The following is a 24,473-nucleotide window of genomic DNA, read 5'->3' on the forward strand; positions in this document are numbered from 1 at the left end:
TCCAAGTCTTTCTTTTTTAATACTTATCTTAATAATTGTATCATAATTAATTAGTGTTATCATTTTATTTTTTAGTATATCATATTAGATAATTTTGTCCGATTTTACAACATCATACTATAAATTTAATATATTAATTCTTTTAACAACTAAAAAAGAGGATACAATCGCATCCTCTTTTAATAAAATCATATTTGATTAGTTTTGTTCAGCTAATCTCTTATAGTTTCCATATCTTTCTTTAGCATTATCTTCAGCCATAGTAAATAATTCATCAGCTACATCTGGGAATTGTTTAGCTATTGCAGAGTATCTTACTTGTTTCATTAAGAAATCTCTAAAGCTTTCACTTGGTTCTTTAGAATCTAAGCTAAATGGATTTTTACCTTCAGCTTTTAGTACTGGATTGTATCTGTATAAATGCCAGTATCCAGCTTTAACAGCTTGATCTTCATTTGCTACACTACGTCCCATACCTTCTTTTAATCCGTGGCTTATACATGGAGCATAAGCTATTATTATAGATGGTCCTTCATAACTTTCAGCTTCTATTATAGCTTTCATATATTGGTTTTTATCTGCACCTATAGCAACTTGAGCTACATATACATTTCCATAACTCATAGCCATCATACCTAAGTCTTTTTTCTTAGATCTCTTACCAGCAGCAGCAAATTTAGCCATAGCAGCAACTGGAGTTGATTTAGATGCTTGACCACCTGTATTTGAGTATATTTCAGTATCAAATACAAGTACATTTACATTTTCTCCTGAAGCTAGAACATGGTCTAATCCACCGTATCCGATATCATAAGCCCAACCATCTCCACCAAGTATCCATTGAGATCTCTTAGCTAAGTAGTCTTTTCTTTCTTCCATTTCAGAAACTAATTCTTTTATTTGTGCATTTTCTATTTTATCTGCATTAGCTAATACAGCTAAAACTTTTTGACTTGCAACTAAAGAAGCTTGAGCATCGTCTTTATTATTTAACCATTCAGTAAATGCTACTCTTGATTCTTCACAGATATCCATAGTTAATAATTCTTCCATAACTTCTTGTAATTTTTGTCTTGTATGTTTTACAGCTAAATACATACCATATCCAAATTCAGCATTATCTTCGAATAATGAATTTGCCCAAGATGGACCTTTACCTTCATGGTTAACTGTGTATGGAGTTGCTGGATAAGAACCTCCCCATATAGAAGAACATCCTGTAGCATTTGCTATCATCATTCTATCTCCAAATAATTGAGTTATGTTCTTGATATATGCAGTCTCACCACATCCAGCACATGCTCCTGAGAACTCATGTAATGGTTGTCTAAATTGACTTCCTTTTACAGTATTCGGAGACATTAAATCACCTTTTGGAGCAACTTTCTTAGAATCTACTCCAAATGCCCAATTATCAACTTCTGTATCAGTTTGAGTTTCTAAAGGCTTCATAACTAAAGCTTTTTCTTTAGATGGACATATATCTGCACAGTTTCCACATCCTGTACAATCCATTGGACTTACTTGCATTCTATATTGTAATCCTTCTAACCCTTTACCCATAGCCTTCTTAGTATTAAATCCTTCTGGAGCAGTCTTTAATTCTTCTTCGTTAACTAATACTGGTCTTATACATGCATGAGGACATACAAATGAACATTGATTACATTGAATACAATTATCTACTATCCACTCTGGAACATTAACAGCTATACCACGTTTTTCGTAAGCTGCAGTACCATGAGGCATTGTCCCATCATCTATTCCATTGAATGCACTTATTGGTAAACTATTACCTTCTTGTGCAGTCATAGGTCTTAATATATTCTTAATGAAATCTGGTTCTTGAACTTCGTCTTTATTAGCATCAACTGCATTAGCCCAAGATGTTGGAACTTCAACTTTAACCATGTTGTTTGCTCCTACTTCAACAGCCTTGTAGTTCATGTTAACTATTTTTTCACCTTTTTTACCGTAAGCTTTATTTATAGAATCTTTTAAATGTTGTATCGCTTGTTCTTGTGGTATTATTTCAGCTAATTTAAAGAATGCAGATTGCATTATCATATTTATTCTATTTCCAAGTCCTATTTCTTGACCTAATTTAGTTGCATTAACTGTATAGAATTCAATTTCATTTTTAGCTATGAATTGTTTCATTTTTGCTGGTAAATTTTCTTCAAGTCCAGCACTATCCCATATAGTATTAAGTACGAATTTACCGCCCTTTTTAAGTCCTTTTAATAAATCATATTTATAAACATATGATTGATTATGACATGCTATATAGTCAGCTTCATCTATTAAATAAGTTGCTCTTATTGGCTCATCTCCAAATCTTAAGTGAGACATAGTTATACCACCAGATTTTTTAGAGTCATAGTCAAAGTAAGCTTGAGCATATTTTTCAGTATTATCACCTATTATTTTTATAGCTTGTTTATTAGCTCCAACTGTACCATCAGATCCTAATCCCCAGAACTTACATCTTATAGTTCCTTTAGTAGCTATTTTTAAAGGTTCAGATAATGTTAAAGATGTATTAGTTACATCATCAACTATACCTACTGTGAATCTATTTTTAGGTTGTGCAGAAACTAAATTATCAAATACTGTTTTTATTTCTGTTGGAGTAGTATCTTTTGATCCTAATCCATATCTACCACCTATTATCATAGGAGCATTTTCTTTTCCATAGAATGCATCACGTACATCTAAGTATAAAGGTTCTCCTGTTGCACCTGGTTCTTTAGTTCTATCAAGTACACATATTCTTTCTACAGTAGATGGTATAGCTTTTAATAAATGATCTATTGAGAATGGTCTATATAAATGAACTTTAACTAAACCATATTTTTCGCCTTTAGCATTTAAAGCATCTATTGTTTCTTCTATCGTTTCTGTAACAGAACCCATAGCTATTACTAAGTATTTAGCATCTTTATCTCCGTAGTAATCAAATAAACTATGTTTTCTTCCTGTTACTTCACTCATTTTATCCATATATTTTTCAACTACGCCTACTATATTTTCATAGTATTTGTTAGAAGCTTCTCTAGTTTGGAAGTATATATCTGGGTTTTGAGCTGTCCCACGAGTAACTGGATGATTTGGAGATAATGCTTTATTTCTAAATTCAGCTAATGCATCCATATTTAATAATTTTGCATAATCTTCGTTTTCTAACAATTCTACCTTTTGAATTTCATGAGATGTTCTAAATCCATCAAAGAAATGTATAAATGGTAATTTACCTTCAATTGCAGCTAAATGTGCAACAGGAGCTATATCAGCAACTTCTTGAACTGAACCTGATGCTAATAATACACATCCAGTTTGTCTAGCTGCCATAACGTCTTGATGGTCCCCAAATATTGATAATGCTTGCGATGCTAATGCACGAGCACTTACGTGGAATACTCCTGGAAGTAATTCCCCTGCAACTTTATACATGTTTGGTATCATTAATAATAATCCTTGAGATGCAGTAAATGTACTTGTTAGTGCTCCTGCTTGTAAAGAACCATGGAATGCTCCTGCAGCCCCTGCTTCTGATTGCATTTCTACTACACTAACTTTTTGTCCAAATATATTTTTTCTTCCTTGAGCTGCCCATTCATCAACTACTTCAGCCATTGTTGAAGATGGCGTTATTGGGTAAATAGCAGCTACATCTGTAAATGCATATGCAACATGAGCTGCAGCTGTATTTCCATCAACTGTTTTCATAAATTTAGCCATAATATGTATCCTCCTTAATATATTGCTCTAATTCTATTTAGTATCATAGTGCAATAATACAAATATTTACGCATAACAAATACAATATACATAAATATTATTCTTTTAACAAAACTTCTACACTATTGGACAATGTCCTTCTTTTATATTAAATTTACTAATATATTTAAGTAATTCTCATATTAAATTTATTTATTTAACATAAAAATTTTCTTTTCGTTATTTTATATACCCTAAATTTTAAATTTAAACCATTTAATATCCACTACCAGAAATTTTGCCACCATTTATAATTTCAACTGATGCACTAGCACCTATTCTAGATGCACCTGCTTCAATTACTGCTATAGCATCTTCTGTACATCTAACTCCACCTGATGCTTTAACTCCTAAATCTGGTCCAACTGTTTCTCTCATAAGTTTTATGTCTGCTGGAGTAGATCCACCAGTTCCAAATCCTGTAGAAGTTTTTACATAGTCAGTTCCAGCTTTTTTAGATAACTCACAAACTATTTTCTTTTCCTCATCAGTTAAATAGCAAGTTTCTATTATTACTTTTACTAAAGCTTTTTTATCTGCAGCATCAACTACTGCTTTTATATCATTAAATACTAAATCATAGTTTTTATCTTTTAATGCACCTATATTTATAACCATATCTACTTCATCTGCACCTTTTGCTATTGCATCTTTAGTTTCAAATGCTTTCACTTCTGATGTATTTGCTCCTAAAGGGAATCCAATAACTGTACAAACTTTTACATTTGATCCTTTTAATTCATTTTTTACAAATTCTATTTGTGTTGGGTTTATGCATACTGAAAAGAATCCATTTTCTTTCGCTTCATTACATATCTTTACAACATCTTCTTTTGTAGCAAATGCCTTTAATATTGTGTGATCAATCATATTTGATATTTTATTTTTCATAATGAGTTCTCCTTATTATTTAAATGTAAGTTATTTCATATTTAATGTTATCATATTATGAGAACTATTTAAACTGCTGTTTAACTTTGCCTACATACAAACTATATTCTTTCCAAAACCAATTTAATTATCGCAAAAAACTCTCTAAAGCAATTTTATTAATAACTAAATTTATATGTTTAGTTTTCATGTAAACAATCAATTTTATAATTATAGTTTTATAATATAATTTACTTGTTTTTTTTACAAGTAGGCACTTTATTTATATATAGTATACAAAAAGATACTAAGTCACAATAAATATATCTCTTTTTATGATATAATTAAAAAAATTAACAAGATATTTTTTATATTATAATTTCAGCAAGAGGTGTATACAATGAAGAAAGAAATATCACTCCATCACAAATGCCATATGAACGAAAGATGTGCAAAATATAATACTTGCCCAATAGTTTTAGTACATAAGTTAATTTCAGGAAAATGGAAAATTTTAATATTATGGTATTTAAGTAGTGGATGTTTAAGATTTAGTGAAATAAAAAGAAAACTACCAGATGTAACTCAAAAGATGCTTACAAACCAATTAAGAAGTTTAGAAGAAGATGGTTTAATAAACAGGACAGTATACCCCGTAGTGCCTCCAAAGGTAGAATATAGTCTGACTAAAATCGGTGAAAATATGATTCCTCTGCTTGAACAAATGTATAGTTTTGGAATTGATTATGGAAAACGAAATATTATAGAAAAAAAATAACCTTAAAATGATTAATCATTTTAAGGTTATTTTTTATACATTCATTATTTAGTAAAAAATTAAACAACTAAATTATTCAGCTATTAATTCTACTTCTTCACCGTTTCTAACACCAGCTGCATTTCCTTCTTCAACATCAACGTGCATTTCTAAAGCAAATTTTTCACTAGCTCTTACTAAAACATTTTCAAATACTACTGCTCTTGGTCCAAAAGTTCTAACTTTTACTATTTGCTTATCTTTAACACCAAATTTAGCAGCATCATCTGTATGCATATGTATATGTCTAGATGCAACTATAACACCTTCTGATAATTCAACTTCACCAGCTGGTCCTACTAATTTAACACCTGGAGTTCCTGCTACATCACCAGATTCTTTTATTGGAGCTTTTACACCTAATGCAAATCCATCAGATAAAGATATTTCTACTTGTGTAGATGGTCTAGCTGGTCCTAAAACTCTAACACCTTTTATAGTTCCTTTTGGTCCTACTAAATCAACTTTCTCATCACAAGCAAATTGACCTGGTTGAGATAATGGTTTGAAATGAGTTAACTCATGTCCTGCTCCGAATAATACATCTACGTCTGCTTGACTTAGATGAACGTGTCTATTTGATAAAGCTATTGGTAATTTCATAAAAAAATTCCTCCTTGTTTTTTAAATACAATGTACATTTACATTTATAATTATACATAAAATTCCTAGTAAAATCAAATGCTATTACATTATTTTAATAAATTTGATATTAACTCTAAATATCCTGGAAATGATACATTGATACATTCTTCATTATCTAGCTTAATATCTCCATCTGATATTAAGTTTGCAATAGAAAATGTCATAGCTATTCTATGATCTTTAAATGTTTTTATTTTGCCACCTTTTAATTTATTTTTTCCTTTTATTATCATTCCATCTTCTAGCTCTTCTATATCTGCTCCCATTAATTTTAAGTTATCTACAACAGTTTTTATTCTATTGCTTTCCTTCACCTTTAATTCTTTTGCATCTTTTATTATTGTAGTTCCTTCTGCTTGAGTAGCAAGTAATGCTATTATAGGAATTTCATCTATAAGCCTTGGTATGATATCTTTATTAATAGTAGTTGCTATCAAATTAGGACTATATCTCACTAATAAGTCTCCTACTATTTCTCCACCTACTATTCTTTGATTTATTATCTCAATATTACCATTCATAGCTTCTACTACATCTAATATTCCTGTCCTAGTTTTATTTAACCCAACATTTTTTATAAGTACTTCTGAACCCTTAGTAATTAAAGTTCCAACTATTATAAATGATGCTGATGATATATCTCCAGGAACATATACATCCTGATTATATAGTTCATCGACTGGATTTATATTTATTTTTAAGTCATTTACATTTATATCTGCTCCAAAAGATTTCAACATTATTTCTGTATGATTTCTAGATTTAGATTTCTCATATATAATACTATTCTCATTTGCATAAAGACTTGCAAGTATTATTGCAGATTTTACTTGAGCTGAAGCCACCGGCATTTTATAATCTATCCCTCTAAGATTTCCTCCATATATTTTTATAGGCGTATAATTAGCATCTTCTTTTCCTTCTATTTTACATCCCATAGTTCTTAAAGGGTCCGTTACTCTTTTCATTGGTCTTTTAGATATAGATTCATCTCCTATTAATGTTGATTCAAATTCATTTCCTGCTAGTATTCCCATTATAAGCCTTATTGTAGTTCCAGAATTTCCAACATCTAATATTTCATTTGGTTTTTTTAATCCTCTTAATCCATTTCCTTTTACGAAAACATCTTTTCCTTTTATATCTATGTCTATTCCCATTTTTCTAAAACACGAAATAGTACTTAAACAATCTTGTCCCATTAAAAAATTACTAATTTTATTATATCCTTTTGATATAGATGAAAACATTATAGCTCTATGAGATATTGATTTATCTCCTATAAGTTCAAAACTTCCTTTAAGCATTTTTGCACCTCTTTATGATATCTATTATTAAAGTTTCTTTAATATTATTCATTATCTCTACTCTTCCTAAACCTACAGGCAGTACTAAATTTATTTTTGAAAAACTATTTTTTTTATCATTTTTCATAACTTCAAATACTTTTTCTTCATCTATACCTTCAAATGTTAGAGGCAAATCATATAATTTACATACCTCTACAAACTTATTATAGTACTTTTCTTCTATAAATTCTTCTTTTAAAGATAATTTAAATGCCATATGCATACCTATACTCACAGCTTCTCCATGACTAATACCACAAAGTTTTTCTACTCCATGTCCAAAAGTATGTCCAAAGTTCAAAATTTTTCTAAGACCACCTTCATTTTCATCTTGTTCTACTATATGTGCTTTTATACTTGCACACTTTTCTACTATATAAAATAAACATTCTGTATCTCTATCTAATATATTTTCACTATTTTCTACTAAATAATTTAAAAATTCATAGTCATATATAAATCCATATTTAATTACCTCTGCCATACCACCTAAAAACTCCTTATATGGCAAAGTTTTTAATGATTCCACATTAGTATATGTAAACTTTGGTTGATAAAATGTTCCTATTATATTTTTTAAATTTCCTAAGTTTATTCCTGTTTTTCCACCTATTGATGAGTCTACTTGTGCAAGTAATGTTGTTGGCACTTGTATAACATCTATACCTCTCATATATGTAGATGCTACAAATCCAACCAAATCACCTACTACACCTCCTCCTAAAGCTATAATAACCGATTTTCTAGATAAGTTTATTTTTATGCAGTACTTCATTATTTCTTCATAAACTTCTAATGATTTAGATTCTTCTCCATGTGGTATTATATATTCATATATAGTTTTTGCTTTTATAGAAGCTACAAATTTATTCAATTGACTATTATATACATTTTGGTCAGTTATTATTAGAACTGCATCATAAACATCATTTATATTAGTCTTTTCCAAGGCAATATTAAAAGATTTATAACTATTGTCTATAAATACTTTACATACTCTATTTTTTATCTTTTCCATCCTCTATCACCTAACCTTTTTATGTATGAGTTATAATTTTTGTTTATGTCATATAAATTGTCTCCTCCTATTTTATCTAAGAAGAATTTACATATAACAAAGGCTACTACATTTTCACATACTACACTGCACGCAGGAACTGCACAACTATCGGATCTTTCAACACTAGCTTCATATTTTTCTAATGAATTTATATTAATTGATTGAAGAGGTTTATATAGCGTTGGAATAGGTTTCATTGCACATCTTATTATTATTTCCTCACCAGTAGTCATCCCTCCTTCTATACCTCCAAGTCTATTAGTTATACGTTTTATACCTTTTTCCTTTGTATAAGATATTTCATCCATAACTTGAGATCCCATATAAGATGCAACATCAAATCCTATACCGACTTCAACTCCTTTTATTGCCTGAATTGACATAAGGTGCATAGCTAATTCTCCATCTATTTTTTTATCAAACTGAGTGTAGGAACCCAAACCTGGAATCACATTTTTCACTCTAATTTCTACTATTCCACCTATAGTATCACCCTTAGACTTAACTATTTTTATTTGTTCTATCATTTGTTTTTCAATTTCTTTATTTACACATCTCACGTCACTATTATCTACATTTTCTTTTATATAATCAAATTCATATAAATCTTCATCCTTAACGCTTCCTATTTGAACTACATGGGAAACAAAATCTATATTAAAATTTTTAAGTATTTGCTTACAAATAGCTCCAATTGCAACTCTACTAGCAGTTTCTCTGGCACTTGATCTTTCTAATACATTTCTAGCATCATCAAAATCATATTTTAGACTTCCTACTAAATCTGCATGTCCTGGTCTTGCATTACTAACTCTTTTAGTGTCACGGTCTATTTCTTTCATAGGATTCATAAACTCTGTCCAATTTTCATAATCCTTATTTCCTATTTCTATAGAAATTGGACCACCTAAAGTTATTCTTCCTCTAACTCCCCCTAATATATTTATTTTATCTTGCTCTATTTTCATTCTTTGACCGCGTCCATAGCCACTTTGACGTTTCTTTAGTTCATTATTTAGTTCTTCTATATTCAATTCTATATTTGATGGAACCCCATCTAATATAGATATTAAACTTTTGCCATGAGATTCCCCACTTGTCAAATATCTAAGCATTACTTGTCCTCCTATTTAAAATTAGCTGTTTCAAAATTATATTTTGAAACAGCTTTTTATTATAAATTTAATATTATATTTTAAACTAAAATACTAATTATTTCATTTTTATATTCTTCGACGCTTTTATTAAATATGTTTTTAAATTCACTATTATTATCATATGATAAATCATCAGTACTATGTAAATGCAGTTTATATAAAAGTTTATTATTTATACTTTTAAAGAAAAAATCCATAACTATTTGTCCTCCCATAAATTGACTTCCATATGGCTTACTACCACCTACTGCTATGTACATACCTATACGTTTTTTATTTCTGTCAATAGATGATTGGTTTAATACATATTTACTTGCATATATAGCTTGAGTTCTATCTACAACTGTTTTTAACTTAGCTGAAATACAATCAAAATGAACAGGACTTATTACTATACAACCTTCGCAATTATCAAACATTTCATACATAGGAGTCATATCGTCTTTAATTCTACAATATCCTGTTTTATCACAAAATCCACATGCTGTGCAATACTCTATATCCATATCATATATATTAAATATTTTGTTACTAATGTTACTTTCTTTTAACTTAGATGATATTACTTTTGCTATAGAATAGCAATTTTTATTTTTTCTTGGGCTACCATTTATTATTAATATATTAGGATTATCTATATTCATGATTCACCTCTTTATTTATCTTTCAACATAACTATTAATATATCATCATCATAGCTATCTTTACATGAAAATTTCTTTAACTCTTGTTTTAAATTTTCAACTATTTTTTGCTGACTATTTCCCACATTTTCACTTAAAAATTTTTCTAATCTATCTATTCCATATTCTTCTTTATTCTTATTTTTTATTTCAAGTATACCATCTGTATACATACATATCATAGGACATTCATTTATTTCATGTGTATTATCTGTATAATTTGCATCATCCATAATACCAATAGGAATCCCTTTTATACAGTTTAAATTTTTAACTATGCTTCCATCTTTATTTATAACTATTGGACTATAATGTCCTGCATTAGAAACCGAAATAGTATTTTCTTTAGTGTTCATAGCACATACTAAGCAAGTTGTAAACACTCCCATTTTATCAAACTCATCATATAGCATTCTATTTAAATTTGTCATTATTTCTCCAGCTGTTGTAAACTGATGACAAAGTACCTTAAAAGCACCTTTTATCATAGCTACTACATAGTTCGATACCATTCCATGACCCATAACATCTGCAACTATATAAACTATATGTTCTTCATCGACTTTCATAGCATAGTAAAAATCTCCACCGACTACTCTTGCTGGTTTATGATAATAGTATAATTCTTTCTTTTCATTACAATCCATTTTACTTTTATCCATTATAAGCTTTTGTTGTTTGTTTAATATATTTAATTCATTAGCTAGTACTTTATGCTTAACTTCTTGTAAATTGTATTCATAAAGTTGCATACCTACCGATACTTGTTTAGCTAGTATACTTAATATATTTAAGTCATCATCTGTATATGCTTTGCTATTTGCACAAACAATACATCCTACCACTTTATTCTTTTCTTTAAGCTTATAATAAATATAACTTTTAATGTCTCTACTTTCTTGTATTGGTGTAATTATATTGTTCGAATACTCACCCATAGATTCTTCAGAAAGTACATTTTCTATTATATGATATATATTAATGCTGTTTTTTTCTTCGATATTGTAACTGCTAAAAATTTTATTTTTACAGTCTTGTTCATTTATTATTATCAAAGCTTCTTTACTATTAGTAATATGGCACGCTTGTTTACTTAAATGCTCTAAGAACTCATTTATATTTTTATTTAGATACAATTTCTTTGTTGCTTGATTTATAGAACTTATAGCTCCTCTAAGCTTATGTACTAACATTTGTATATCATTATTTTTAGTAGTTATTTCTATAGATAAACTTATTAAATATGCAATAGATGATATAAAATCAATATCATATTCTGTTAAATAATCTTCTTTAGTTAAAAAACAAGTCATAAATCCTACAACCACATTGTTTATCATAAGAGGAAATACAATTCTTCCTACATATCCTTCTTTCGTTGCTAAATCTCTTTCATCTATTGCTCTAGTATCTTCAAATATATTTTTTACATATATTACTTTTTTATCTTTAACAGCTTCTTGTATATATTTAGGATATGTATTAAAGTCGATTTTTACCCCTCTAGGATTATTCATCGGAAAAACTTGAGATACATATTCTAAAGTTTCTGAACATACTAAATAGGCATGCTCATAATTATTCTTATAAAATAAGTTGACACACGCCTTTGTTGGATGAACTACTTCAAGCATTTTTTCTACTATTTTATCTTTTATACTAAAAAAATCTGATGACTGAGCTACAATAGTAGATATCTCAACTATATTTTTCATTTTATAACTATCTTTACTCATTCGTATGTTCCTCCCCCCAAAAAAATTATTGGTTTATTTTATATTACTATATATGTCTTTTATAGTAAATAAAAAAACTATCATAAAGCTAATAACTATTATATAGTTAAACTTAGTTAAAATCCCAACTAATAACAGTGTTACTAATAAATTAAGATCTAATTTTGCCTTTTCATTTATTATATTTGTTGCAGATATTTCTATATTATTTTTTATGTTATCTAAATTTTCTTTTATCTTACATTCTAAATTTTTTTTATAAACTATATAAGATATTTCTATTAAAAATGTACCAATTCCGAATATGATATTTATATTAAATGCTAATAATAAAAATACTACTCCAAATATTAATTTAATTATCTTAAAAAATATACTATCTATTCTTAAAGTTATATTTTTAATATCTTGACATTCAGCTCTTAGTTTATATGGATCTGATTTCATGCTTCCCATCTTAGTTTTTACAACTTCAGAATAAAACAATTTAATTATTCCACTTATCATTTTGCACACTCCTTAATTTTATTACATATATTTGTAATTTTTACAATTATATTATTTTCTATACTTGTCAATAATAAATATTGATATATATTTTCAATTTTATATAAATTCTCAATTATCATTATATTTTATATTTAAATAAAAGGAGTGTTTTAAATGCATATCGATGAACTAGACTTAGAAACACGTTGTAAAATATATGGTTATACCAAAAAGGTCCTAAGGAAATATCAAAAAGGAATTGTAACAGGCAAGTTAACTGCTGATACGTTTGCTGATAATATTCTATCTAATGATTCAATTAAAGATATAATAGATGATGTAATTTTAAACCAACAAGATTTTAAATCATCTTATATAAATTATATAGATACTTTAATTAATTTACAAAATGATAATATATCAAAATCTAAAAAAAGAAAAAATAAGCAACCCGTAGAAAAACCAACTATTACCCAAAAAATACAACTTAGGAATTTATTATCATCAACAGGATATACCTTAGCAATTCCTTATCAATATCTAAATGCCCTTGAAGTAGAGAATATAACCAAATTTATTACAACAGGAAATATAGACCTTGGAAATGAAAGAATTTATAATTATGTTCATAAACATACTACTCACTAAAATACATACTTATATAAATTTTTTTAATTATAAATTCTATAAATAAAAAAAAGAAGTCAAATGACTTCTTTTTTTTATTTATCCTAACGCTTTTTCTAATTTAGATAAATATTGAATTGGATAAAATTTTAATAACTCTCTAAATTGTTCTACTGTTAAACCTTCAGTTGTTGTATAAATACGTATCTTTCCATCTAAATCTGCATTTATAAAATTTGTTTTTACTTCTTCAAAATTAATTGTACTCAAAATATCACTCCTTATGTAATTTAATTTCAATTTTATTTTGTCCATAGTACTTATTTTTATTTATATTTTAAAATTAAATATCTTTCTTATATCTTTTATATTTATACATCTATATTCCAAAATAAAATTGACCCTATAGTTAAAACTATAGGGTCCCTGGGTGGTTCTTTATAATAATTTTTTAATTTATCATATTTATTATTTTATTATTGTTGTTGTTTCCCAGCCATTTGTTGTTCAGCTAGTTCAACTAATTTTTTAGTCATGTATCCACCTACATAACCATTTTCTCTTGCTGTAAGGTTTCCTTTATCAACTTGTTGATAGTTAGACATACCAAGTTCATTAGCTATTTCTAATTTCATTTGGTTTAATGCTGCCTTTGCTCCTGGAACTACTGTTTTGTTGTTATTATTATTGTTTGCCATGTTGATTACCTCTTTTCTGTTATTTATTTGTTGCTTGATAGTATTATATGAAATTCTCAATTTTTCATTCAGGTAATTATTTCCGACAATTTTATAATAATTTTAACAATTTAATCCCGCCAAATATGCTGTAGAAAATGCTATTTGAAGATTAAATCCTCCCGTATAAGCATCAACATCTATAACTTCACCAGCAAAGAATAACCCTTCTACTAGTTTAGATTCCATTGTACTTGCATTTATTTCACTTACCTTTACTCCTCCTGAAGTTATTATAGCTTCATCAATAGGTCTATATCTTTTAACTGTTAATGTTAAATTTTTAAGTAAATTAACCAAAAATTTTCTCTGTTCTCTCGATATTTGATGAACTAAAGTTTCTGGATTAATTTCGCTAAGGTTTATTATTATTGGTATAAGCTTTTGAGGTAATAAATCATCTAATGATTTTTCAAATTTTTTATTAGTATACTTTTGAAAATCTTTTTGAACTCTCTTATCCAGTTTTTCTTCATCTAATGCAGGTTTTAAGTCTATTACTATTTTATAATTTTCCTTTGTTGTGTCTTTCATTCTACAACTAGCAGATTTTATTATAGGTCCATCTACTCCAAATTTAGTAAACTCCATTTCTCCAAAATCTTCATAAACTTTTTTATTTTTGCTATTAAATACTTTAATAGCAACATTTCTTAATGATAATTTCTCTAAGTCTCTAACAAAATTTTCTTGAACTTCTATACCAATTAAAGATGGTTTAGTATCTATTATAGTATGCCCTAATGATTTAGCAAATCTATATCCATCACCAGTTGACCCAGTCCTTGGATAACTAATGCCTCCAGTTGCTACAATAACAGAATCACATTTAATTTCTTTTTTATCTTTCAAAATTATTTTTTCAATTTTGTTATCCTTAGATATTATTTTATCTACTTGTGAATTTAATACTACATTCACTTTTTTATTTTTTATTTGCTTTTCTAAAGCATTTGCAACATCATGTGCCTTGTCACTTTCTGGAAATACTCTTTTTCCTCTTTCCGTTTTTGTTTTAACTCCCAAATTATTAAACATATCTATAACATCATTATTTGTAAATGTATAAAAAGCACTATATAAAAATTTACCATTTGTAGGTACATTTTCTATTAATTCTTCTATTTCACAGTCATTTGTAATATTACATCTACCTTTTCCAGTTATTAAAATCTTTTTTCCAACCCTGTTATTTTTTTCAAGAAGAGTTACATGAAGTCCTCTGTCTGCTGCTACTGATGCTGCCATCATCCCTGCTGCTCCTGCTCCTATTACTACTACCTTTTTCAAACAATCACCCTTCCATGATATTTAAGTTAACTTAATTTAAATGCTTTAAACAATGCAGGTACTCCCGCTACACCATAAAACATAACTATAGTATATCTTATATAATCTAATATTTTTTTTGTAAAATCTAAATTTTTTAATTCTATTAATTCTAAAATATAAGGCATTCCTACTTTTAACAATATATAAACTAAAGCTAATGTTAAAATGCCTAATATAAATCTTATTAAATTTATAAATGCTCTACTTCTTTTTTTTGTTTGTCTATTACTAAAATTTATTGTTTGTTTGTTATTATTTCCAGTTTCAAACTGTATAAATTTATCTTCAATTATATATCCTAGTATTAATCCAGTTAAAAGGCCTAATACTTTTATATAGCTTTCACTATTTAGAAAAAATGCAATAATTATAAATAGAATTAATATAAAAATAAATATACTATATTTTTTATTTTCATCTACATAATCAAATATTTTACTTATTAAAATAGTAAATATAATCCCAAATGTCCATCCAAAAATTACATCTATTGGCCAATGAACTGCTAAATATAATCTAGATATCCCTATACTTAAAATCATTATTGTACCTAAAATGTATATCCAAGTTTTTCTAAATATTATCATAATACTTGTCCAAAAACTTGTTGCTGTCTGTGTATGCCCACTTGGAAATGAATAACCCGTTGCGGTTGATACTCTTAGTGATTCGATTCCTTTCATTCCAATAGGTCTTGGCGCCTTAAAAAAATCTTTTATACTTGTATTTATAGTTATATTTCCTACTAAAGAAAATAAAATTTTTTGACCATACTTCTTATTTATACACCAATATGTAAATGCTGTTATTAATACTATTACCGGTAATTCGGTACTTATTGTAAATAATAAAAATGTCATATTTAAAATCGGATTTCTTATACTCTGAAAATATTGTAATATGCTTAATTGAATATCCATCATTTTCCTCCTATTTAATTAATCTCTTATGCAATTATACCTAAATATTTTGTATAAATATACATATTTATTCAATGTATACAAAATTTACTTTATTATTTATCACATGAATATTTTAGGCATTATTATATAATATACCTATATTATTATTTTATATTAATAATATATATATTATTAATATTTGCAACTATTGGTATTTTTAAAAAACATAAATAGTATTAATTTCAAAAATTATATTTAAAATAAAAGTAGGAACTATCTCAAAATTAAAATAATTTTTTATATTTTGAGATAGTTCCTTTAATTTTTAATTAATTTTATACTTCTTCTACTATTCCTATATAAGGTAAGTTTCTATATTTTTCAGCATAATCTATACCGTATCCTACTATAAATTTATCTTCTATAACAAATCCTACATAATCTACAGGTATATTAACTTTTCTTCTTTCTGGTTTATCTAATAATGTACATAATTTTAATGATTTAGGTTTTCTAGTTTCTAATGCTGCTACTAAATTACTTAGTGTCAATCCTGAATCTATTATATCTTCTACTATTAGTACATTTTTTCCCTCTATATCAACATCTAAATCTTTTAGTATTTTTACAGTTCCTGAAGATTCTGTTGAATTTCCATAACTTGAAACACTCATAAAATCTATATTTACATCTAAATCTATATTTCTTATTAAATCAGCGACAAATACACTTGCTCCTTTAAGTATACCTACTACTAATAACTCTTCATCTTTATAATCTTTTTCTATTTGTTTTCCTATTTCTTGAACTTTTTGCTGTATCTGTTCTTCAGATAGCATTGTCTTAGTAACTTTAAACATGTTACTCCTCCCTTATTCCGTATATTCTTCTATTATATTATATCATATCCATATTAATAATAGAATGTTTTTATTATTTTTTGATATATAATTCGTATTTTCATTATTTTTCCTAAATTTTTCATGATACTCAAATCTTTTATTTATAAAGATTTGGAATAAAGTTTTATTTGTATTATAATTTATGTATACATGCATTAATTATGCGTTATTTTAGGAGGTATTTTTATGAGTGTTAATCATGGAGCTAATTTATACAATCTTTCTAGTAAATATGGTTTTTCAAAAGAAGAGTTTATGGATTTCAGTTCTAATATAAATCCTTTTGGTACATCTAAGCTTGCTAAGGAATACGTTATAAACAATATTAACATGGTATCTATGTATCCAGATCCAGATTATATAAACTTAAAGAAGTCCGTATCTAGCTACTGCAAATGTCTAGATGAAAATATAATTTTAGGAAGTGGAGCTACTGAATTAATTTCTTCTTTTATAGAAACAATTAATCCAAAGAAAGCTTTACTAATTTCTCCTGCTTATTCTGAGTATGAAAAAGAATTATCTAAAATTAATTGCAAAGTAGAAAAGTATTTTGCCAAGTGTGAAAATGATTTCAAGATAGATACTAAAGAACTTATACTAGAATTAAACAAAAATGATTACGATTTAATTATAATATGTAATCCTAATAATCCTACAGGATTTACTTTTTCAAAATATGAGGTTAAAGAAATTTTAGAAAGTACAAAATCATTTGTAATGATTGATGAAACTTATATTGAGTTTACTGATACAAATACATATTCATCAACTCAATTAGTAGATACTCATCCTAATTTATTTGTAATAAGAGGTACTTCAAAGTTCTTCTCTACTCCTGGCATTAGACTTGGATATGGACTTATTTGTAATGAAGAAATCAAAAACAATATAAATTCTAATCTAGATTTATGGAATATAAATATATTGGCATCTTCTATGGGTGAGATTATGTTTACAGACGAAGACTTTATATCAAATACTGTAGATATAATGCTTAGAGAAAGAGATTATTTAGTTAAAGAATTAAGTAATATAAAAGATTTAAAAGTATATGAAAGCCAAGGTAATTTTATACTTTGTAAAATCAAATCTGAAGATTTAACAGGAAAAGAGCTAAGAGAAAAATTGATTCCAAACAAAATAATAATAAGAGACTGTGCATCATTTGATGGATTAAATGAATTTTTCTTTAGAGTTTGTATCTTGAAACCTAAAGAAAATAAATTATTGATTAGTGAACTAAAAAAAATATTTAATTAAATTATAAAATCTTAACTTAAAAAAAATTTAAAAAGTCTGTATCATAATTTGAAATTTTTATAATTTTCAGCGTTGATTCAGATTTTTTAATATACATAAAAAAATAAAAAACCTTTAAAGATATTATTTTATCTCTAAAGGCCTTTTAGTATTAGTTAATTTATTATATGTATAAATCTACAATTAAGCAGCTCTCTTACTGTCTTCTTTTTTAGTCCACTTTTTATTTAAATGATCTACTATTACAGCTATTGCATTATCTCCAGATACATTTGCAGCAGTACCGAAACTATCTTGAGTTAAGTATAAAGCTATCATTAAACTTGCAAGTCCACCATCTGAAGGTATTCCTATCATTGGTAGGAATGGAAGTGCACTCATTATTGCTCCACCTGGCGCTCCTGGTGCTGCTACCATTGCTATTCCTAACATTAATATGAAAGGTAACATAACTTGTAAACCATGAGGCATACCATTCATCATTAATACTGCTACTGCAAATGATGTAACTGATATTATACTTCCTGATAAGTGTATTGTTGCACAAAGAGGTACAACAAATTCTCTTATTTGCTTACTTGTACCATTTTTTTCTGCACAATCAACATTTACTGGTATAGTAGCTGCTGAAGATTGAGTTCCTACAGCTGTTAAATAACCTGGTATTTGATTCTTTAACATTTTGAAAGGATTTTTTCCTGATATTGCTCCCGCTGTAGCAAACTGACATACTAAATATATTAAGTGTAAAGGTATTACTATTAAGTAAACCCTCCAGAATATGTTTAATATATTCCAAACTTGTCCTGCATAAGTTATATTAGCAAACGTTCCTGCTATATATATTGGTAATAATGGTATTATTATTGTTGATAAAGTTTTCGTTACTATTTCTTGGAATTCCATTGCCATTCCATATAAGTGTTCACCTTTACCATGATTTCTTAATCCTGATATTCCTAGACCTAACATAAATGCAAATACTATTGCAGCTGTTACGTCTACCATTGCTTCTAATGGTATTGTAAATATTGGTGGTAGCATTCCTGCTTCTGGATTACCTATTTTACTAGCTACACTTGGATCTATAAATGATGGGAATATTATTGATGCAACTGTAAATGCTCCTAAACCAGCTATTATAGTTGAACCATATGCTATTCCTGTTGTTACTCCTAATAATTTGCCTGCTCCTGTTGCTAAATCAGCTATACCTGCTGTTACAAATCCTATTATTATAAATGGTATAACGAACTTTAAGAATGCAGAGAATAATGTTGCTGCTGTTACTAAAACTTGCACTATAATTGGTGGTGCATAACTTCCGATTAATATACCGGCTATGATACCCATGATTAATTTAGGAACTAATCCTATTTTTTTCTTCATACTGATTCTCCCTTCGATAGTTCTTTTTTTTGTTTTGTTTTCAAACTATGTATTTATAATAATCTAGATTTTATTTTAAGTCAACGTTTTCCCTTATTTTTCTAAATTTTATTTTTTTCGACCGGAAAACGTTATTTCCGAACATTTTTTATATTTTTTTAAAATTAACTTTTATATTTATATCTATTTCTTTTTTTTGATTATTCAGTTTTTATAATATTTTTTATTCTTTATTTTATCAATCTTTTTCATATATTTCATCTACAAAATTGTAAATATTGTATTTATTTGTTTTCTTCTTGCATTTTTTACTTTTTATAATTAATTTAAATTCTAAAAAAGGCTATTTCAAAATCAAATTTTGAAATAGCCTTTTTTACTTTTATATACGTATCTTAACAAAATAGTATATATATTATTTTTTATGCTGTTTTTTGTTTTTCACTTTTTTTATTCCATTTATCATTTAAGTGGTCTATTATTACCGCTATAGCATTATCTCCAGATATATTAGCTGCTGTACCAAAACTATCTTGAGTTATATATAAAGCTATCATTAAACTTGCTAAACCACCATCTGATGGAATTCCAACCATTGGTAAGAATGGAAGTGCACTCATTATTGCTCCACCTGGTGCTCCTGGTGCTGCTACCATTGCTACACCCAACATTAAGATATATGGTAGGATAACGCTTACCCCATGAGGCATACCATTCATCATAAGCACTGCTACTGTAAATGATGTAATAGATATCATACTTCCAGCTAAGTGAATTGTAGCACAAAGAGGTACAACAAATTCTCTTATTTGTTTACTTACTCCATTTTTTTCTGCACATTGAACGTTAACTGGTATAGTAGCTGCTGAAGATTGAGTACCTACAGCTGTTAAATATCCAGGTATTTGGTTCTTAAGCATTTGGATTGGATTTTTAGAATCTATTGTTCCTGCTACAAAGAACATAGCTGTTATGTATATTAAATGTAAAGGTATTACTATTAAATATACTTTCCAGAATATACCTAATATTTTCCAAACTTGTCCTGCAAAAGTTATATTAGCAAATGTTCCTGCTATATATATTGGTAATAATGGTATTATTATTGTTGATAAAGTTTTTGTTACTATTTCTTGGAATTCCATTGCCATTCCATATAAAGTTTCACCTTTACCATGATTTCTTAATGTTGATATTCCTAGACCCATCATAAATGCAAATACTATTGCAGCTGTTACGTCTACCATTGGTTCTAATGGTATTGTAAATATTGGTCCTAACATTCCTGCTTCAGGATCCCCTATAGAACTAGCGACATCTGCACTAATAAATGATGGGAATACTAATGTTGCTATTAAAAAAGCTATTGAACCTGCTATTATAGTAGATCCATAAGATATTGCTGTTGTTACTCCTAACAATTTTCCAGCTCCTGTTGCTAAATCAGCTATACCTGCTATTACAAATCCTAAAATTATAAATGGTATAACAAATTTTAAGAATGAAGCGAATAATGAACTAAATGTTACTAATACTTTTACTAGAACTTCTGGTGCATAACTTCCGATTAATATACCGGCTATGATACCAATAATCAACTTTGGAACTAATCCCATTTTCTTTTTCATAAAAATTCCCCCTAATTGTTATGTTTTAAAATCTCGTTGCTTTTTCCTACTCATCTCCTTCTTATATATAATAGTAGTAACTTTTACACATAACGTCAACATTCTTATTTAAATTTTATAAAAATAATTTTTACTACTATTTTTTACTTTTTTTACGAATTTTCAAAATATTAAAACTTAAAAATCAATATATATCTAAATTGTCTTTTTTTATCATAAAAAGAAGTTGTCTTATTTATAATTTTTAACAATTTAAAAATTATTTTTAGACAACTTCTTTTTTATTTCAACATATTATTCTTTTTCATCTTTTATAGTAAATTCTATATCTTCTATTATATTTGAGTTTTTATGTTCTTTTAAATTCTTTTTATATTTCTCAATTTCTTCATTTACAATTCCTAAACTCCAAATTAAAACCAATGAATCATCTATAAGCCCAAATCCACCAAAAATAAATTCCGGTATAAAGTCAATTCCTAAAACTAAGTATAAAATACCAACAATCATAGAAAATATAACTTTCAGTTTACTTATTATATTAACATTCTTATCATTTATAAAATCTGGAATTTTAAATATATTTACAATGAAAAGTAATCCAAATTTTGAATTTCTAAATCTCACTAAAATTTTCTTAAATAAATTTAAAGCTGAATCTATTACTCTCATTAAATTCTTCATATTTATCACCTCTATAATATAGCTTAATCTATATTATAACCTATATGACCTTTTAGATAAATATATTATAATAAATGAACTCCACAAGCACTACATTGTTGTATCATTTCTTCTGGCCAAATACCCACTTGAACTTCTCCTATATGTGCTTTTCTTAAGAAATACATACAAATTCTTGATTGTCCAATTCCCCCACCAATTGTATATGGTAATTTTCCTTCTAAAAGCATCTTGTGATAGTCTAGTTCTTTTCTATCTTCACATTTTGTAACTTTAAGTTGCTTTTCTAAAGTTTCTTCATCAACTCTAATTCCCATTGAAGATAATTCTAATGCATTATCAAGAATAGGATTATAGAATAATATATCTCCATTTAATTCCCAATCATCATAGTCTGGACTTCTTCCATCATGCTTTTGTCCTGAATTTAAAACTTTTCCTATTTGCATTAAAAATACTGCGCCCTTATCTCTTACTATAGCATCTTCTCTTTGTTTAGCACTAAAATCAGGATAAAGATCCTCTAATTCTTGTGATGTTATAAAAGTTATTTGCTCTGGAAGTATTCTCTTAATATTAGAATCCATTTCACACACAAAATCTTCTGTATCTTTAAATACCTTATATAATCTACTTACTACTTCAACTAAAGTTTTTTGGTTTCTACTTGATTTATCTATTACTAATTCCCAGTCCCATTGATCTACATAAAGAGAATGTAAGTTATCTAATTCTTCATTTTTTCTTATTGCATTCATGTCTGTGTATATTCCGTTACCTACACCAAAACCATATTTTTTAAGTGCCATTCTCTTCCATTTAGCTAATGACTGTACTATTTCTGCATACTTATTCATATATGGTATATCAAAACTAACAGCTTTTTCTGATCCACTTAAGTTATCATTTGCTCCACTTTCCGGTAATACAAATAATGGAGATGATACTCTTATTAAATTTAATTCTTCACTTAATCTGTGTTCAAAATAATCCTTTAATTTTTTTATTGCAACTTGCGTTTCTATTATATCTAATTTGCTCTTATATCCTTTTGGTATTATAGTTTTCATTTTTTTTACTCCTTTTTAAGTATTATAGTGTGTTTTAAAATTTTTATGGAGTATGACGTCATACATACATTTAATTAATTTTTTCATTAAAAAAAGCCCTTCATCCCTAGTAAAAGGGACGAAAGACTACTCTTCCGCGGTACCACCCTGATTAGTTTGATTTATATATCAAACTCAGCTTCATCATGTACAGAATTTTATATCGATACACTCCAATTTGATAACGGATTGGTTCCGGCTAAGCCTACTTTCCAGGGTAAAATTTCGGTTAGCAACTCCAGGATGTTCTTCAATATAGACTTCGTGTTGGACTCTCACCGTCACCAACTCGCTTCGACTACATTCTATATTTACTCTTCCCTTCACAGTCTTTTAAGTTTCTTATTTAATAAATATTTTGAATTTTTATTTTATAATAATATTAATTTATTTTTTTATTTCTGTCAATAGTAATTTTTTTATTTCTTTTTTATCTTATATATATATTATGCTTATTTCTTTTTTTTTATTCTTTAAAGTTTTAATTTTCATATAAACACTTTATATTTTTTAATTAATAGTAACTTTTACTATATTTTTTAATAATTTTTATTATTTCTTGCTTCTGCTTTTATTATATGAAATTAGATTTAAACTTGAAGGAATTAATGATATTGCATAAAATTCCAAGTTATAATTTAAAAATACATTACTTATTAGATAATCTATATTTGAGTTGCAATCATATATAGGTGATAAAAATATATATCTAGGATCTGCTATTGCCATAATTTTATTTTTTAAATTTATATATATATCTTCATCACATTTTTTTATATTTGGTGTGCATATTTCACTAACTATGACTAAACTTATAGAATCTTTCCCTTCCCCTATCGCTTCAAAACATATACTATTACATTCATTTATATGTGCAATACATTTTAATTTTATTTTTACTTTTAAATCTATTTTTAAATCTTCAGTTATACTTAAAATAAGATTATCACAGTTTTCATCTTTCAAATTTATATATTTTCTAATTAAACAAATTTTATCTTCTAGTTTATCTTCATTTATATTTACATTATGTCCATTTATCTTAGTTTTTCTTTGAATACTGCATGTACTCAGTTCTAATTTACTTTCTACTATATCTATTTTTGTATCTTTTGGAATATCACATGTTGTCAAAGTTTTAAAATTAACTGATATATTTGAATTTACCTTATTTACGGACTTAGTCATATCATATATTCTATCTATTTTTACAGAACTCAATCCTATATTGTCTTTACAGAGTTGTTTCATATTTATTCACTCCTATTAAAATATATACTTTATACTATGATAAATCCCAAGAAAATACATTAA

Annotated in this window: 22 protein-coding genes and 1 other annotated feature; of the genes, 3 read left to right on the top strand and 19 right to left on the bottom strand. The window is 27.1% G+C overall.

The features are described 5' to 3' along the window. Positions 1–198: 198 nt before the first annotated feature. Together nifJ and deoC are read right to left on the bottom strand one after the other, a co-directional pair. Positions 199–3,741 carry a pyruvate:ferredoxin (flavodoxin) oxidoreductase gene (gene nifJ, locus CHF27_RS01825; RefSeq protein ID WP_095404679.1) on the bottom strand — a complete coding sequence of 1,181 codons (3,543 nt, stop codon included), beginning with the start codon at positions 3,739–3,741 and terminating at the stop codon, positions 199–201. Between the two features lie 255 nt (positions 3,742–3,996). Continuing rightward, positions 3,997–4,671 (bottom strand): deoxyribose-phosphate aldolase, encoded by a 675-nt coding sequence (gene deoC / locus CHF27_RS01830; protein ID WP_095404678.1) that lies wholly within the window; start codon positions 4,669–4,671, stop codon positions 3,997–3,999. Between the two features lie 379 nt (positions 4,672–5,050). On the opposite strand from deoC, the gene CHF27_RS01835 reads away from it, so the two are divergent. Beyond that, entirely contained in the window at positions 5,051–5,428 is a 378-nt protein-coding gene (locus tag CHF27_RS01835) for a winged helix-turn-helix transcriptional regulator (protein ID WP_095404677.1), read from the top strand. A gap of 72 nt (positions 5,429–5,500) precedes the next feature. On the opposite strand, the gene pduL is transcribed toward CHF27_RS01835, so the two are convergent. The 7 genes from pduL to CHF27_RS01870 all read right to left on the bottom strand — a co-directional run bounded on the left by pduL (position 5,501) and on the right by CHF27_RS01870 (position 12,604). Then, positions 5,501–6,070, bottom strand: a complete 570-nt coding sequence (pduL, locus tag CHF27_RS01840) for a phosphate propanoyltransferase (RefSeq protein WP_095404676.1) — start codon at positions 6,068–6,070, stop codon at positions 5,501–5,503. Between the two features lie 89 nt (positions 6,071–6,159). Then, the gene (gene aroA, locus CHF27_RS01845; RefSeq protein ID WP_095404675.1) at positions 6,160–7,419 is read right to left on the bottom strand and encodes a 3-phosphoshikimate 1-carboxyvinyltransferase; all 1,260 of its coding nucleotides are present in this window, start codon (positions 7,417–7,419) and stop codon (positions 6,160–6,162) included. After that, positions 7,412–8,479: a 3-dehydroquinate synthase gene (aroB, locus tag CHF27_RS01850; RefSeq protein WP_095404674.1), complete on the bottom strand. Its 1,068-nt coding sequence runs from the start codon at positions 8,477–8,479 to the stop codon at positions 7,412–7,414. Before aroB ends, aroA begins: the two co-directional genes overlap by 8 nt. Beyond that, positions 8,467–9,636 (bottom strand): chorismate synthase, encoded by a 1,170-nt coding sequence (gene aroC, locus CHF27_RS01855; protein WP_095404673.1) that lies wholly within the window; start codon positions 9,634–9,636, stop codon positions 8,467–8,469. Before aroC ends, aroB begins: the two co-directional genes overlap by 13 nt. Positions 9,637–9,716: 80 nt before the next feature. Then, positions 9,717–10,322 carry a flavodoxin family protein gene (locus CHF27_RS01860; RefSeq protein WP_095404672.1) on the bottom strand — a complete coding sequence of 202 codons (606 nt, stop codon included), beginning with the start codon at positions 10,320–10,322 and terminating at the stop codon, positions 9,717–9,719. Positions 10,323–10,333: 11 nt separating this feature from the next. Beyond that, positions 10,334–12,097: a GAF domain-containing SpoIIE family protein phosphatase gene (locus tag CHF27_RS01865; protein ID WP_095404671.1), complete on the bottom strand. Its 1,764-nt coding sequence runs from the start codon at positions 12,095–12,097 to the stop codon at positions 10,334–10,336. A 33-nt stretch (positions 12,098–12,130) separates the two neighbouring features. Further along, on the bottom strand, positions 12,131–12,604 hold the full coding sequence (locus CHF27_RS01870; RefSeq protein ID WP_095404670.1) for a hypothetical protein: 474 nt from the start codon (positions 12,602–12,604) through the stop codon (positions 12,131–12,133). A 156-nt stretch (positions 12,605–12,760) separates the two neighbouring features. Between CHF27_RS01870 and CHF27_RS01875 the strand changes: the two genes are divergently transcribed. Continuing rightward, on the top strand, positions 12,761–13,234 hold the full coding sequence (locus CHF27_RS01875; protein WP_095404669.1) for a hypothetical protein: 474 nt from the start codon (positions 12,761–12,763) through the stop codon (positions 13,232–13,234). Between the two features lie 78 nt (positions 13,235–13,312). On the opposite strand, the gene CHF27_RS01880 is transcribed toward CHF27_RS01875, so the two are convergent. The 5 genes from CHF27_RS01880 to hpt form a co-directional block, all read right to left on the bottom strand. Beyond that, on the bottom strand, positions 13,313–13,483 hold the full coding sequence (locus tag CHF27_RS01880) for a hypothetical protein (protein WP_095404668.1): 171 nt from the start codon (positions 13,481–13,483) through the stop codon (positions 13,313–13,315). Between the two features lie 206 nt (positions 13,484–13,689). Beyond that, the gene (locus CHF27_RS01885; RefSeq protein ID WP_095404667.1) at positions 13,690–13,911 is read right to left on the bottom strand and encodes an alpha/beta-type small acid-soluble spore protein; all 222 of its coding nucleotides are present in this window, start codon (positions 13,909–13,911) and stop codon (positions 13,690–13,692) included. Positions 13,912–14,013: 102 nt separating this feature from the next. Continuing rightward, entirely contained in the window at positions 14,014–15,240 is a 1,227-nt protein-coding gene (locus CHF27_RS01890; protein WP_095404666.1) for a BaiN/RdsA family NAD(P)/FAD-dependent oxidoreductase, read from the bottom strand. A gap of 26 nt (positions 15,241–15,266) precedes the next feature. Continuing rightward, the gene (locus CHF27_RS01895) at positions 15,267–16,202 is read right to left on the bottom strand and encodes a phosphatase PAP2 family protein (RefSeq protein WP_095404665.1); all 936 of its coding nucleotides are present in this window, start codon (positions 16,200–16,202) and stop codon (positions 15,267–15,269) included. Between the two features lie 317 nt (positions 16,203–16,519). Next, complete coding sequence (gene hpt, locus CHF27_RS01900; protein WP_095404664.1) at positions 16,520–17,044, bottom strand: hypoxanthine phosphoribosyltransferase; 525 nt, start codon at positions 17,042–17,044, stop codon at positions 16,520–16,522. A 228-nt stretch (positions 17,045–17,272) separates the two neighbouring features. Between hpt and CHF27_RS01905 the strand changes: the two genes are divergently transcribed. Beyond that, the gene (locus CHF27_RS01905) at positions 17,273–18,349 is read left to right on the top strand and encodes a pyridoxal phosphate-dependent aminotransferase (protein WP_095404663.1); all 1,077 of its coding nucleotides are present in this window, start codon (positions 17,273–17,275) and stop codon (positions 18,347–18,349) included. 183 nt (positions 18,350–18,532) lie between these two features. On the opposite strand, the gene CHF27_RS01910 is transcribed toward CHF27_RS01905, so the two are convergent. The 5 genes from CHF27_RS01910 to CHF27_RS01930 form a co-directional block, all read right to left on the bottom strand. Next, positions 18,533–19,738 carry a dicarboxylate/amino acid:cation symporter gene (locus CHF27_RS01910; RefSeq protein ID WP_095404662.1) on the bottom strand — a complete coding sequence of 402 codons (1,206 nt, stop codon included), beginning with the start codon at positions 19,736–19,738 and terminating at the stop codon, positions 18,533–18,535. A gap of 422 nt (positions 19,739–20,160) precedes the next feature. Next, positions 20,161–21,366, bottom strand: coding sequence for a dicarboxylate/amino acid:cation symporter (locus CHF27_RS01915; RefSeq protein ID WP_095404661.1), 1,206 nt, complete (start codon positions 21,364–21,366; stop codon positions 20,161–20,163). A 294-nt stretch (positions 21,367–21,660) separates the two neighbouring features. Then, positions 21,661–22,050, bottom strand: coding sequence for a YkvA family protein (locus tag CHF27_RS01920; RefSeq protein ID WP_095404660.1), 390 nt, complete (start codon positions 22,048–22,050; stop codon positions 21,661–21,663). Positions 22,051–22,115: 65 nt separating this feature from the next. Further along, positions 22,116–23,120, bottom strand: a complete 1,005-nt coding sequence (gene asnA, locus CHF27_RS01925; RefSeq protein ID WP_095404659.1) for an aspartate--ammonia ligase — start codon at positions 23,118–23,120, stop codon at positions 22,116–22,118. Between the two features lie 111 nt (positions 23,121–23,231). Continuing rightward, positions 23,232–23,495: a binding site (T-box leader), on the bottom strand. Between the two features lie 216 nt (positions 23,496–23,711). Then, positions 23,712–24,410 (bottom strand): hypothetical protein, encoded by a 699-nt coding sequence (locus CHF27_RS01930; RefSeq protein WP_095404658.1) that lies wholly within the window; start codon positions 24,408–24,410, stop codon positions 23,712–23,714. Between the last annotated feature and the right edge of the window lie 63 nt (positions 24,411–24,473).

The sequence above is a fragment of the Romboutsia maritimum genome (assembly GCF_002251085.2).
Classification (GTDB): Bacteria; Bacillota; Clostridia; order Peptostreptococcales; family Peptostreptococcaceae; genus Romboutsia_B; species Romboutsia_B maritimum.